This window comes from Kitasatospora sp. NPDC057542 (assembly GCF_042801945.1).
Classification (GTDB): Bacteria; Actinomycetota; Actinomycetes; order Streptomycetales; family Streptomycetaceae; genus Kitasatospora.
In genome coordinates this window covers 1-13,050 of the sequence record NZ_JBHVFE010000242.1, presented here as the reverse complement: position 1 = coordinate 13,050, position 13,050 = coordinate 1, and the positions used below count along the sequence as shown (strand labels likewise).

At 71.5% G+C, this 13,050-nt stretch carries 10 protein-coding genes; 4 read left to right on the top strand and 6 right to left on the bottom strand.

The window, feature by feature from the left end; translation table 11 throughout:
* Positions 1 to 39 precede the first annotated feature (39 nt).
* From mshB to ACFU7Y_RS26570, 4 genes are all read left to right on the top strand, one after another.
* The gene (gene mshB, locus ACFU7Y_RS26585; RefSeq protein ID WP_380769879.1) at positions 40 to 948 is read left to right on the top strand and encodes an N-acetyl-1-D-myo-inositol-2-amino-2-deoxy-alpha-D-glucopyranoside deacetylase; all 909 of its coding nucleotides are present in this window, start codon (positions 40 to 42) and stop codon (positions 946 to 948) included.
* Positions 945 to 1,403 (top strand): DUF6113 family protein, encoded by a 459-nt coding sequence (locus tag ACFU7Y_RS26580; protein WP_380769878.1) that lies wholly within the window; start codon positions 945 to 947, stop codon positions 1,401 to 1,403. Before mshB ends, ACFU7Y_RS26580 begins: the two co-directional genes overlap by 4 nt.
* A gap of 243 nt (positions 1,404 to 1,646) precedes the next feature.
* The gene (locus tag ACFU7Y_RS26575) at positions 1,647 to 3,959 is read left to right on the top strand and encodes a hypothetical protein (protein WP_380769877.1); all 2,313 of its coding nucleotides are present in this window, start codon (positions 1,647 to 1,649) and stop codon (positions 3,957 to 3,959) included.
* 136 nt (positions 3,960 to 4,095) lie between these two features.
* Positions 4,096 to 5,808: an ABC transporter family substrate-binding protein gene (locus ACFU7Y_RS26570; protein WP_380769876.1), complete on the top strand. Its 1,713-nt coding sequence runs from the start codon at positions 4,096 to 4,098 to the stop codon at positions 5,806 to 5,808.
* A 27-nt stretch (positions 5,809 to 5,835) separates the two neighbouring features.
* On the opposite strand, the gene ACFU7Y_RS26565 is transcribed toward ACFU7Y_RS26570, so the two are convergent.
* The 6 genes from ACFU7Y_RS26565 to ACFU7Y_RS26540 all read right to left on the bottom strand — a co-directional run bounded on the left by ACFU7Y_RS26565 (position 5,836) and on the right by ACFU7Y_RS26540 (position 12,883).
* The gene (locus tag ACFU7Y_RS26565) at positions 5,836 to 6,885 is read right to left on the bottom strand and encodes an ABC transporter ATP-binding protein (protein WP_380769875.1); all 1,050 of its coding nucleotides are present in this window, start codon (positions 6,883 to 6,885) and stop codon (positions 5,836 to 5,838) included.
* Positions 6,886 to 7,039: 154 nt separating this feature from the next.
* On the bottom strand, positions 7,040 to 8,173 hold the full coding sequence (locus ACFU7Y_RS26560; protein ID WP_224279949.1) for an ABC transporter ATP-binding protein: 1,134 nt from the start codon (positions 8,171 to 8,173) through the stop codon (positions 7,040 to 7,042).
* Entirely contained in the window at positions 8,163 to 9,215 is a 1,053-nt protein-coding gene (locus ACFU7Y_RS26555; protein ID WP_224279951.1) for an ABC transporter ATP-binding protein, read from the bottom strand. The genes ACFU7Y_RS26560 and ACFU7Y_RS26555 overlap by 11 nt, the downstream gene beginning before the upstream one ends.
* Before the next feature lie 16 nt (positions 9,216 to 9,231).
* Positions 9,232 to 10,146, bottom strand: a complete 915-nt coding sequence (locus ACFU7Y_RS26550) for an ABC transporter permease (RefSeq protein ID WP_224279968.1) — start codon at positions 10,144 to 10,146, stop codon at positions 9,232 to 9,234.
* A 76-nt stretch (positions 10,147 to 10,222) separates the two neighbouring features.
* The gene (locus tag ACFU7Y_RS26545) at positions 10,223 to 11,149 is read right to left on the bottom strand and encodes an ABC transporter permease (RefSeq protein ID WP_224279953.1); all 927 of its coding nucleotides are present in this window, start codon (positions 11,147 to 11,149) and stop codon (positions 10,223 to 10,225) included.
* A 111-nt stretch (positions 11,150 to 11,260) separates the two neighbouring features.
* Entirely contained in the window at positions 11,261 to 12,883 is a 1,623-nt protein-coding gene (locus ACFU7Y_RS26540; RefSeq protein WP_224279955.1) for an ABC transporter substrate-binding protein, read from the bottom strand.
* Between the last annotated feature and the right edge of the window lie 167 nt (positions 12,884 to 13,050).

Below are 13,050 nucleotides of genomic sequence, written 5' to 3'. Positions count from 1 at the left end.
GTCTGCGGGAGTTCGGCGGCAGGCCCTAGGCTTCCTCCCATGACCGCGACTACCGGCCGCCGCCTCCTCCTGGTGCACGCGCACCCCGACGACGAGTCGATCGGCAACGGCGCCACCATGGCCCGGTACGCCGCCGAGGGCGCCCGGGTCACGCTGGTGACCTGCACCCTCGGCGAAGGCGGCGAGGTGATCCCCCCGGAGCTGGCCCACCTGACAGCCGATCGGGACGACACCCTCGGCGCGTACCGGATCGGCGAACTGACCGAGGCGATGCGCGCCCTCGGCGTGACCGACTTCCGCTTCCTCGGCGGCCCGGGGCGCTACCGCGACTCCGGGATGATGGGCGTGCCCGAGAACGACGCGCCCGGCTGCTTCTGGCAGGCGGACGTCGAGGAGGCGGCGGGCCACCTGGTCGCGGTGATCCGCGAGGTGCGCCCACAGGTGCTGGTCACGTACGACGCGAACGGCGGCTACGGGCACCCGGACCACATCCAGGCGCACCGGGTCGCGATGCGCGCGTACGAGCTGGCCGCCGACCCGGCGCACCGGCCGGAGCTGGGCCCGGCCTGGCGGACCGCCAAGGTGTACTGGAACCGGATGCCCCGTTCGGTGATCGAGGCCGGACTCGCCGAGGCCGCCGCCAAGGCGTCCTTCCCGGGCGTCGCACAGCCCGCCGACATCCCCGGCGTGGTCGACGACGAGGCGGTCACCACCGTGCTGGACGGCTCCGCACACGCGGGGCGCAAGGCCGCCGCGATGGCCGCGCACGCCACTCAGATCACCGTGGACGGCGCCTTCTTCGCGCTCTCCAACGACCTCGCCCAGCCGCTGTTCGCCACCGAGTACTACCAGTTGGTGCACGGCCAGGCCGGGCCCGGCGAGCCGGAGGACGACCTGTTCGCCGGCCTCGTGCTCGACGCCGCACACGCCGGGGAGGACGCCCGATGAGCAAGCCCGCCGCCCGGCCGCCGCGCCGTCCGCCGGCCGCCGTCGTCCTCGGCACCCGTGAGGAGCGGCTGGCCGAGCCCCAGCCCCCGCGCGCCGCCCGGATCGCAGCCTATGCCCTGTTCTTCCTGCTCGGCGTCGCGGTGTCGATCTGCGGATCCTTCGTGCAGGCCCTGTGGCCGCCGGCGGGAGTCCTGTTGGCGCTCGCCGCGACCGCCGCCACCTTCTACGGCGGCCTGCGGGTCACCGGCACCCGGCTCGGCGCGGGCGTGCCCGTGGCCGGCTGGTTCCTGGCGATGCTGCTGCTGATCGTGCCCCGGCCCGAGGGCGACAACGTGCTGTGGTCCAACGCCACCTCGCTGGCCTGGCTGTTCGCCGGCTCGGTACTGGGCGTGATCTGCGCCACTCTGCCCACCCGCACCAGTTGGTTCCCCGGGGTGCCCGGCCCCCCGCGCTGACCTGGGTCGTGCACGGCGTACGGTACCGCGTACGACGCGCAGTCAGGAGCGTACGGCCTTACTCTCATACCGGAGGAACCGGACGTATCAGGATCTGTCCGAAGCCGTTCGTCGCTCAGTTCTTCCCAGTATGGTGGTCCCGCAGAACGCCGTACCCGACCGCCGCCCGCCCCAGTCAAGGCCCGGCGACCACGAACCGCGGTCACGCCGCACGGCCCCCCGCGAACCCGGAGCAGAGCAGCATTGAGCAGCCGCGAATCTGACAACGCCCACCCGACGCCCCGGCGCACGGGTCCGGACGCCTACCCGTCGGGCACCCCGCCCTACGGCACGCCGGGGCTCCCCGGCGGCGACCGGACCGACGCCGGACCGGGCACCGCGTCGGGCGGCGAGGACGACGGTCCGAAGACCGAGACCACCCTGACCACCCGGGTCCGGATCAACATCCCCGGCTCGCGTCCGATCCCGCCGGTCGTCGTCCGCAGCACCGTCAAGAACGAGGACGGTCCGGGCGATGACGCCCCGGCCGCCGCCGAGCCCGGCGGCCCGCGACACCGCTCCGCGCCGGCCTCGCCCGTCCTCGGCGTGATGGACGACGGCGGCCGCCAGGCCGCCGCGCCGGCCCTGCCGCCGGAGTGGCAGATCCCGCCGATCCCGCCGGCCACCTCCGAGTCGGAGTCCACCGGTGCCTGGTTCCGGCCGCGCCAGAAGAAGGCACCCGCCGCCGAGCCCGCCCCGGCCGCCGTGCCGGCCGGCGCCGCGAGCGCGACGGAGGCCCCGGTCGCACCCGGCACCGCCGCCGAGCCGCGCCCGCAGGGCGGCGCCCGTCCGGCCGCGGGCCGGGCCGCCCGTGCCAGCGGCGCCCCGAACGGCCGTCCGATGGCGGCCCAGGGCAAGCAGCCGAACCCGGCCGCGCCCGCCGCGCCGTACCGCGCCGAGGCCCCGGTGGAGGAGCCCGGCGTGTACGAGGCCGCCGATCCCTTCGCGCCGGTCGCCGACCCGTTCGGCACCACCGTCCCGGACGCCGGCGCACACGGCGGCCGCCCCCAGCGCGACGGCGGGCAGCAGGCCGGGCAGCCGAACGCCGCGCAGCAGAACCGTCAGCAGCGCAACGGGCAGCAGCGCAACGGCCGGCCGCGCGGCCCGCAGGCCGGGCCGGCCGCCGGGCCGAACCCGGAGGACACCTCGGTCGACGGCTTCGCGCCGGTCCGCGACAACACCCCGCCGCCCACCGCGATATCCGGCCAGCCCCTGAACGGCGCCCCGCGCGGCGCCGACGGCCATCCGCAGCCGGGCCTGTTCGCCTCGGCCCCGACCGGCACCGACCCGTTCGCCACCCAGCGCCCGACCGCCCCCGGCCAGGACGCCCTCGCCACCCCGGCGGGCCCCGGCGCCCTCTTCCCGGGCGCGCCGGGCACCGCCCCGCAGCCCGGCGGCGACCCCGAGGCCACCGCGGTCACCCCGCTGCCGTCCCCGGCCCCCGGCCCCCGCCCCGAAGGCGCCGAGGCCGCCACGGGTGCCCAGGGTGCCAAGGCCGCCCCCGCGCCGACCCCCGCCACGGCGAAGGCCGAACCCGCCGCCCCCGCCAAGGCCAAGCGCGGCGGCGCCGGCAAGAAGCTGGTCAAGCTGGGCGTCTACGGCGTCGGCGCGGTGTTCTTCCTCGGCGCCGCCGCGTACGGCACCGGCCTGATGCTCAACCAGTCCGACGTCCCCAAGGGCACCGTGGTGCTCGGCGCCGAGATCGGCGGCAGCAGCCGCGACCAGGCGATCCACCAGCTGGACGAGTCGGTCGGCAAGGCCGGCCAGCAGCCGCTCAAGCTGAAGATCGGCGACCAGACCGTGGACCTCGACCCGACGGTCGCCGGGCTGAGCTTCGACACCACCGCCACCGTGGACGGCCTGGCCCAGCACAGCTACAACCCGGTCGACGTCATCAAGTCGCTCAAGGGCGGCACCAAGGCCGTCGCCCCGGAGGTCAAGGTCGACAAGGCCAAGCTCAAGGCCGCCCTCGACGGCCTCGCGGCCGGCTCCGGCCAGGGTCTCCAGGAGGGCTACGTCAAGTTCGGCGACCCCGGCGGCGAGCCGATCGTCGTCCCCGGCCGGGCCGGCCAGGCGGTGGACTCGGCGAGCGCCCTGGAGGTGATCGCGCAGGCCTACCGCGACCGCGCCGACGGCAAGCCCGACCAGCCGATCGCCCTCACCGTCACGGCCGCCCAGCCGAAGATCTCCACCCAGGCCCTCCAGGCGGCCGCCGACAGCCTCGGCAAGCAGGTGGCCGCCGGCAAGGTCCACGTCCTGGCCGGCGCCAAGTCCTGGGACTTCGGCCCGAAGACCGCCGCCAAGGCGCTCACGCTCGTCCCGGACGCCTCCGGCAAGATCGTGCCCAAGTGGGACCTCGACGCGCTCGCCGCCCAACTGGGCACCGCGTTCGACAAGGTGAAGGTCAAGAAGAACGGCCAGGTCGCCACGATCACCCCGCAGGACGTCGCCGACGGCATCACCTCGGTGCTGGACAAGACCGGCGACAAGGACCGCACCTTCAAGTTCACGGTCTGACACGTTCGCGGTCCGACCGACCGGCACCCGCGAGGGGCGGGCCCACCATCCGGGCCCGCCCCTCGACAACGGCCCCTCCCGGTCAGCAAGATGTGACGCCACACCATCCGCCACATCCACCCCGGGGAGCACGCCGATGCGCCGCCGCCTCCAGCACCACGGGACGGCCCTGCTCGCCGGTCTCACCGCCGTCACGCTCTCGCTGGCGCTCTGCTCCTGCACCGCCGGACAGGGCGGCGCCGGCGCCCTGCCGTCCGCCCCCGCGTCGCCCAAGCTCACCTCGATCGACATCAACCCGCACGACCGGGCCCAGTTGCGCCAGGGCGGCACCCTGAACCTGGCGATCGCCCAGTTCTCCCGCCAGTGGTCGCCGATCCACACCGACGGCAGCGAGTCCTCGACCGTCGCGGTCAGCAAACCGCTGCTGCCGACCTTCTTCCGCTCGGACGCGGCCGGCACCCAGACCCCCAACCCGGCCTACCTGCAGGAGGCTCACGCCGACCTCAAGGACGGCCGGCAGGTGGTCACCTGGACCCTCAACCCGAAGGCCCACTGGTCCGACGGCACCCCGATCACCTGGCGCGACATCGAGGCCAACTGGCGCGCCCTGAACGGGAGGGACCCGGCCTACAAGTCCTCCAGCAACACCGGCTTCGAACTGGTCTCCGCGGTCGAGCGCGGCAAGGACGACTTCCAGGCTGTGATGACCTTCGACCGCCCGTTCTCCGAGTGGCAGTCGATGTTCAACAGCGCCGGCAACGCCCCGCTGATGCCCGCCGGCCGGATCTCCACGCCGGATCTGTTCAACACCTCCTACATCGACGCCATCCCGGTCACCGCCGGCCCGTTCAAGGTCGAGCAGCTGGACCGCGCCACCCAGACCGTCACGCTGGTCGCCGACCCCTCCTGGTGGGGCGACAAACCGATGCTGGACCGGATCGTCTTCCACGCGATGCTGCCCGACGCGATGCCCGCCGCCTTCGCCAAGGGCGAGATCGACCTCGTCAACAACGGCCCGGACGTGGCCGGTTACCAGGTCATCAGGAACACCAAGGGTGCGGTGGTGCGCCGGGCCGGCGGGCCGGACTTCCGCCAGTTCACCCTGAACGCCCGCACCCCCGCGCTCAGCGACGCGACCGTACGCCAGGCCGTCTTCCAGGCGATCAACCGGGACGTGGTGATCCGCGGCGACCTCGGCGGCCTGGACTGGCCCGCCGTCCCGCTCAACAACCACCTGCTGGTCACCAACCAGAACGGCTACCGCGACAACTCCCTGGGCCTGGCCCGCTACGACCCCGTAGAGGCCGCCCGCAAGCTGGACTCGGCCGGCTGGAAGCTGGACGGCGACGTGCGGAAGAAGGACGGCCGCGAGCTGAACCTGCGGATGGTCGTCCCGGCCGGCGTCACCCCGGCCCAGGCCGAGGCCGCCAACGCCACCCGGATGCTCAAGGACGTCGGCATCAAGGTCACCACGGTGACCGCCCCCGCCAACGAGTTCTTCGACAAGTACGTCAACCGCAACGACTTCGACATCGCCGCCTACTCGCTGCTCGGCACCCCCTTCCCGGCCAGCGGCAACCGCGCCAACTTCGTCCAGAGCGGCGGCACCAACCACGTCGGCGCGGGCAGCCCGGCGGTGGACAGCGCGCTCGACCGGGCCGCCGCCGCGACCGACGCGGCCACCGCCTCCGAGGCGATCAACCAGGCCGACGGCGAGCTCTGGAAGGTGGCCGGCGTCCTGCCGCTCTACCAGCGCCCGCAGCTGTTCGGGGCCCGCGCCGACCTCGCCAACATCGGTGCGCAGGGCCTGTCCGACATCGTCTGGGAGAACGTCGGTTTCGTGAAGTAGCCGCCGGCCTGGGCTGGGGCCGCCACCTCAGCCGTGCAGCGTCTCACGCCAGTAGTGGCAGGCGCTGCGGCGGCCCTCCAGCTCCGTCCCGTACTCGCTGGTCACCGGTGCCAGCGGCGGGAGTTCGGTGCGGCAGCGGTCCTGCGCGCGGTCGCAGCGGGGGTTGAAGGCGCAGCCCTCCGGGATCCGCAGCAGGCTCGGCGGCAAGCCCTTGACGGCGTGCAGGCTCTGGCCCTTCTGGTCCAGCCGGGGGATCGAGTCCAGCAGGCCCCGGGTGTACGGGTGCGCGGGCCGGGCGTACAGCTCCCGCACCGGGGCCGTCTCGACGATCCGGCCCGCGTACATCACCGCGATCTTGTCCGCGACGTCGGCCACCACGCCCAGGTCGTGGGTGATCAGGATCAGGCCCATGTTGTACTCGGCCTGGAGCTCGGCCAGCAGGTCCATCACCTGCGCCTGCACGGTCACGTCCAGGGCGGTGGTGGGCTCGTCGGCGATGATGAGGTCCGGCTCCAGCGCCAGCGCCATCGCGATCATGATCCGCTGACGCATGCCGCCCGAGAACTGGTGCGGGTAGTCGCCGACACGCTGGCGGGCGGCCGGGATGCGCACCCGCTCCATCAGCTCGACGGCCTTCGCCTTGGCCTCCGCCCGGGAGACCCCCCGGTGCGCCCGGAACATCTCGCCGAGCTGGTAGCCCACGCTGAGCACCGGGTTCAGTGCGGACAGCGCGTCCTGGAAGATCATCGCGATGTGCCCGCCACGGATCGCCCCCCGGGCGTTGTCACTCATGGTCAGCAGGTCCTCGCCGCGGAACAGGATCCGGCCCGAGGTGATCCGCCCCGGCGGCATGTCCAGGATGCCCATCACCGCCTGCGCCGTCACCGACTTGCCCGACCCGGACTCCCCCAGCACCGCCAGCGTCTCCCCGGCCGCGACGGAGTAACTCACCCCGTTGACGGCCCTGGCGACGCCGTCCCGGGTGTGGAACTCCACATGCAGGTCGTCGACCTCCAGCAGCGGCGTCCCGGGCTCCAGACTCCCCCGACCACCGCCGATCACCTCCACCGCGTCCATCAGAGCAGCCCTCCTCGGCACCACGGCGTCCACTGCTGGGCGCAGAGCAACTATCAAGGAACGGAGGGCACTTGGCGAGCCTGTGGCAGATTTCTTTTCCGTCACGGGAAAGGGCGCGCCCCCGCCTGCGAGGACGCGCCCAGGTAGTGGCCCCTCAGCCGTCGCCCTGCCCGTCGCCTTGCTCGACCTCGCGCTCCGCCGCGCTCTGCTCAATCTCGCGCTCCGCCGCGAAGTGACACGCCGAATCGTGCCGCGCCGCCCCGTCCAGCCAGGACGGCGCCGCCAGCAGCGGCACCTCGACCGCACACCGCTGCTGCGCCTTCCAGCAGCGGGTGCGGAAGCGGCAGCCGGACGGCGGGTTGGCCGGCGAGGGCACGTCGCCGGTGAGCACGATCCGGTCCCGCGTCTCCCGCGCCGTCGGGTCCGGCACCGGCACCGCGGAGAGCAGCGCCTGGGTGTACGGGTGGGTCGCGTGGTCGTAGATCTCCGCGTCGCTGCCGATCTCGACCAGCTTCCCCAGGTACATCACCCCGACCCGGTCCGAGATGTGCCGGACGATCGAGAGGTCGTGCGCGATGAACATGTACGACAGGTTGAATTCGCCCTGCAACCGCTCCAGCAGGTTGATCACCTGCGCCTGCACCGAGACGTCCAGCGCCGACACCGGCTCGTCACAGATGATGACCTCCGGCTTGAGCGCCAACCCCCGGGCGATGCCGATGCGCTGGCGCTGACCGCCGGAGAACTGGTGCGGATAGCGGTTGATGTACTCCGGGTTGAGCCCCACCACGTCCAGCAGGTCCTGGACCGCCTTGCGGCGGTCGCCCTTGGGCGCCGCCCCGGGGTGGATCTCGAACGGCTCACCGATGATGTCGCCGACCGTCATGCGCGGGTTGAGCGAGGTGTACGGGTCCTGGAACACCATCTGGATGTTCCGGCGGACGGCCTTCAGCGCCGAGCCGGAGAGCCGGGAGATCTCCTCCCCCTTGTAGCGGACCGATCCCCCGGTGGCCGGTTCCAGGTTCATCAGCACCTTGGCCAGCGTGGACTTCCCGCAGCCGGACTCGCCGACGATGCCGAGCGTCTCGCCCTGCATCAGGTCGAAGCTGACCCCGTCGACGGCCTTGACCGCGCCGACCTGCTTCTTGAACAGGACGCCCTTGGTCAACGGGAAGTGCTTGACCAGGTCCCGGACTTCGAGGATCGGCTCGCCGCGCGACACCTCCCGCTCGAAGGCGACCTCCTCCGGCACCACCGCGCCGAGTGTGCCGGCCCCGTCAACGGTCATGGAGGGTCTCCTTCCAGAAGAAGCAGGCGCTGCCGCGCCCCTCCAGCGGCGTCCCGTCGTCCTCGGTGACCGGGAAGAGCTCCGGCACCTCGGCCCGGCAGACGTCCTGCGCGCGAGGGCAGCGCGGGTTGAAGGCGCAGCCCTTGGGGATCCGCAGCAGGTTGGGCGGCAGGCCCTTGATCGCGTAGAGCTCCTGGCCCTTCTGGTCGAGCCGGGGAATGGAGTCCAGCAGGCCCCGGGTGTACGGGTGGGCGGGGCGCGCGTACAGCTCGTGCACCGGGGCCGTCTCGACGATCCGGCCCGCGTACATCACCGCGATCTTGTCCGCGACGTCCGCCACCACGCCCAGGTCGTGGGTGATCAGGATGAGCCCCATGTGGAACTCGGCCTGGAGCTCGGCCAGCAGGTCCATCACCTGCGCCTGCACGGTCACGTCCAGCGCCGTGGTGGGCTCGTCCGCGATGATCAGGTCCGGTTCCAGCGCCAGTGCCATCGCGATCATGATCCGCTGGCGCATGCCGCCGGAGAACTGGTGCGGGTAGTCGTTCACCCGGTCCTTGGCCGCCGGGATGCGCACCCGCTCCATCAGCTCGACGGCCTTCGCCTTGGCCTCCGCGCGGGAGACCCCTCGGTGGGCGCGGAACATCTCGCCGAGCTGGAAGCCCACCGACAGCACCGGGTTCAGCGCGGACAGCGCGTCCTGGAAGATCATCGCGATCCGCCCGCCACGGATCCTCCGCCGCTCCTCCTTGCTCATCTTGAGCATGTCCCGGCCCCGGAAGCGGATCTCGCCGCGCGGGATCCGGGCCGGCGGCATGTCCAGGATGCCCATGACCGCCTGGGCGGTCACCGACTTGCCGGAGCCGGACTCGCCCAGCACCGCCAGCGTCTCCCCGGCCGAGACGGAGTAGTCGACCCCGTTCACCGCCCTGGCCACGCCGTCCCGGGTGACGAACTCGACGTGCAGGTCCCGCACGTCGAGCAGCGGCCCCTCGTACGGTGTCCGCCGCTCGCGCTCGGCGGTGTCCGCCGCTGTACTCACGATGTGCTCCCCTCGCTCAGCGAAGCTTCGGATCGAGGGCGTCGCGCACCGCGTCGCCCATCATGATGAAGGCCAGTACGGTGATGGAGAGTGCCGCGGCCGGGAAGAACATCACGTACGGCGCGGTCCGGATCACCTTCTGGGCGGAGGAGATGTCGATGCCCCAGGAGATGGTCGGCTCCTGCAGGCCGATGCCGAGGAAGCTCAGCGTCGCCTCGGTCGCGATGTAGCCGCCGAGCGCGATGGTCGCCACCACGATCACCGGCGCGACCGCGTTCGGCAGGATGTGCCGGAACATCAGCCGTCCGGTCCCGGCTCCGAGCGCCCGGCCCGCCACCACGTAGTCGGACTGTTTGACGGTCAGCACCGCGCCGCGCATGACACGGGCGATCTGGGTCCAGCCGAGGACGGCCAGGGCGACCACCACGGTCCACACCGTGCGGATGGTGAAGGCGTTCAGCAGCACCAGGGCGCCGAGCAGCAGCGGGATGCCGAAGAAGATGTCGACGATCCGGGAGAGCACCGCGTCCACGGCCCCGCCGTAGTACCCGGCGACCATTCCGGTCAGCCCGCCGAGCAGGGTGACGGCGGCGGTCACGAAGATGCCGACGGTGATCGAGGCCCGGGCACCGTAGACCACCCGGGCGTAGATGGACCGGCCCTGCGCGTCGTAGCCGAACCAGCCGGCGCCGAAGAAGTCCGTCCAGTCCGGCCGCTTGAGGTAGTCGTGCACCAGGTCGGCCCTGCGCGGGTTGGCGTCGGTGAACGCCCAGGGGAAGATCGCCATGACCACCAGCAGCACGATCAGCACGACCGAGAGCAGGAAGATCGGCCGTCGGCGCAGGTCCCGCCAGGCGTCGCCCCAGAGGCTGCGGGCCTCCTCCCGCTTCTCCACGTCGGGTTCGACCAGGGTCTCCTGCTCCACCGCCATGCCCTGCTCTCCCGCGTAGTCGAGACGGGAGACGCCCGGCTTGGGGTGCGGTTCGTACGAGTCCTCGTCGTGGATGTCAGGCATAGCGGATCCTCGGGTCCAGGACCGCGTAGAGCAGGTCGACGAGCAGGCTGGCGACCAGGTAGATGATCACCAGGACGGTCACGATGCCGACCACGGTCGGGCCTTCCTTCTGGTTGATCGCCCGGTACAGGACGTTGCCGATGCCCTGCACGTTGAAGATGCCCTCGGTGACGATCGCCCCGCCCATCAGCGCGCCGAGGTCGGTGCCGAGGAAGGTGATCACCGGGATGAGCGAGTTGCGCAACAGGTGGCGGGAGATGATGGTCCGTCGGGGCAGTCCCTTGGCGGTCGCGGTCCGGATGTAGTCGGCCCGCAGGTTCTCGCCGATGGAGGTCCGGGTGAGCCGGGCGACGTACGCGAGCGAGAGCGAGCCCAGGACGATCGCCGGCAGGATCAGCTGGGAGAGGTCGTAGCTGTCCTGCACCGTCGGCGTGACCCAGCCCAGGTTGGTGGCGAACACGGTCTGCGCGATGTAGGCCAGCACGAAGACCGGGATCGAGATCACCACCAGGGTCAGGATCAGCACCAGGGTGTCCGCGATGCTGCCGCGCTTCAGCCCGGAGAGCACGCCGAGGGCGAGGCCCACGACCATCTCGAAGACGAAGGCCAGCAGCGCCAGCCGGATGGTGACCGGGAAGGCGTCCGCCATGATGTCGGAGACCGGACGACCGGTGAAGCTGGTGCCGAAGTCCCCCTGGAAGAGGTTCCCCATGTAGTGCAGGTACTGCTTCCAGAGCGGCTGGTCCAGGTAGTACGTGTGCTTGATGCTCGCGACCACGGACGGGTCGGCGGCCTTCTCGCCGAACAGCGCGACCACCGGGTCGCCCGGCAGCGTGTAGACCATCACGAAGATCAGCAGCGTGGTGCCGAAGAACACCGGGATCATCTGCAGCACCCGCCGCAGCACGTAACTGCCCATCCGAGCCTCCTTCCTAGGTGCCCGACCGGCCGGGCCGGCAGGCCGGGAGACCGCGCCCCGCTCTCCGTGCGGGAAGGGCGGGGCCGGCCGAGGGGATCAGAGCCCGGGGATTCAGCCCTTGACCTCGACCTGCGTCCAGGCCGGGTTGCCGAAGGAGTCGAACTTCACGTTCTGCACCTTGGTCGAGTAGCCCGAGTTGGTGCGGTAGTACCAGAGCGGGATGGCCGGCATGCCGCTCGGCAGCACGGCCTCGGCCTGCTGGTAGCCGGTCACGGTGTCGGCGACGCTGGGAGCCTCGTCGGCCCGGGTCGCCGCCTGGTCGAACTGCGGGTTGCTGTACCCGGTGTCGTTGGACGCGGCACCGGTGCGGTACACGTCGGCCAGGAAGTTGGCGTTCAGCGGGTAGTCCTGCACCCAGCCGGTCCGGAAGGCGCCGTTGAGCTGGTGCGTGGTGATGGCCTGCCGGGCGGTCTTGAAGTCGGGCTTCGGGTCGCCCAGGCAGTCGACGCCGGTGGTCTGCCGGATCGAGTTGCAGACCGCGTCGACCCACTCCTTGTGGCCGCCGTCCGCGTTGTAGGTGATCAGCACCTTGTTGCCCGGGACGCCGCCGCCCTGCTGGATCAGCTGCTTGGCCTTGGCGGGGTCGAAGGTGCAGAAGTCCCCGCAGGTGCCCGCCTTGTAGCCCTGGACGCCCTCGGCCACCCAGGCGCTGGCCGGCGCCCGGGAGCCCTGCAGCACCGTCTTGGTGATGGTCGGCCGGTCGATCGCCATCGACAGGCCCTGGCGCACCTGGGCCTTCTCCGGCGCCGCCCAGTCGGCCTGGTAGAGCGTGAAGCCGATGTTCTGGATGGCGCCCTGCGGGGCGTCCACCGCCCGGTCGCCGAGGTCGCTCTTGTACGTCGCCAGCGCGGACGGCGGCACCTGGTCCATCACGTCCAGGTTGTTGGACTGGAGGTCGGCGTAGGCGGCCTCGGACGTGGTGTACATCTTGAAGACGATGCCGCCGTTCTTCGGCTTGTCCACGCCCTGGTAGTCCGGGAAGGCCTTGGTGACCACCTGGGTGTTGTGCGACCAGCTGACGAACTGGTACGGGCCGTTGCCCACCGGCTTCTGCCCGTACCCGGCCGGGTCCTTGAAGAAGCCCTCGGGCAGCGGCGAGAAGGCGATGTAGCCGAGCTTGTACTCGAAGTACGAGACCTTGTGGTTCAGCTTGACGGTGAAGTGCAGGTCGTCGGTGACGGTCAGCCCTGACAGCTTGTCCGTGGTGGGCTGGCCGGAGCCCGGGTGGACGTCCTGGTAGCCCTCGATGTCGGAGAACCAGGAACTGTTGATCTGGTTGTTGGCGGGGTTCGCGCCCCAGTTCCAGGCGTCGACGAAGTTCTGGGCGTGCACCGGGGTGCCGTCGTGGAACTTCCAGCCGTCCTTCAGCGTGACGGTGTAGGTCTGGGAGTCGCTGGTGTCGATCCTGTCGGCGACCTGCATCCGGATCTTGGCGTTGCTCGGGTCGTAGTCGACCAGGCCCTTGAAGAGGTTCTGGATGATGCGACCGCCACCGACCTCGTTCGCGTTGGCGGGCTGCAGCGGGTTCTGCGGCTCGTTGCTCTGGTAGCTGAAGGTCTTGCCGGCGTCCGACGAGCTACTGCCTCCTCCGCCACTGTTGCTGCACCCGGTGGCCACCAGGGCCACGGACGTCGCAACGGCGGGGACCCAACGAGCACGGGCGACTACGGGCATGGAGGTCCCTCCTCATGGTGTGTGTCGCATCACACCCCATGAGAAGCGCGCCCCGACGACGGCGCGAGCCAGGTGCACCCGGACGGGTGCCGTGACCCCCTGCGGAGTTGACGCAGCGCCGGATCGGCCGAATGCCGGAAGGGCCCGTGGCGCGAACGCCACAGGCC

Coding starts and splice junctions, on each gene's coding strand:
- ACFU7Y_RS26540 (WP_224279955.1), bottom strand. CDS start 12,883: ATGCCCGTAGTCGCCCGTGCTCGTTGGGTCCCCGCCGTTGCGACGTCC.
- ACFU7Y_RS26580 (WP_380769878.1), top strand. CDS start 945: ATGAGCAAGCCCGCCGCCCGGCCGCCGCGCCGTCCGCCGGCCGCCGTC.
- mshB (WP_380769879.1), top strand. CDS start 40: ATGACCGCGACTACCGGCCGCCGCCTCCTCCTGGTGCACGCGCACCCC.
- ACFU7Y_RS26545 (WP_224279953.1), bottom strand. CDS start 11,149: ATGGGCAGTTACGTGCTGCGGCGGGTGCTGCAGATGATCCCGGTGTTC.
- ACFU7Y_RS26565 (WP_380769875.1), bottom strand. CDS start 6,885: ATGGACGCGGTGGAGGTGATCGGCGGTGGTCGGGGGAGTCTGGAGCCC.
- ACFU7Y_RS26550 (WP_224279968.1), bottom strand. CDS start 10,146: ATGGCGGTGGAGCAGGAGACCCTGGTCGAACCCGACGTGGAGAAGCGG.
- ACFU7Y_RS26570 (WP_380769876.1), top strand. CDS start 4,096: ATGCGCCGCCGCCTCCAGCACCACGGGACGGCCCTGCTCGCCGGTCTC.
- ACFU7Y_RS26560 (WP_224279949.1), bottom strand. CDS start 8,173: ATGACCGTTGACGGGGCCGGCACACTCGGCGCGGTGGTGCCGGAGGAG.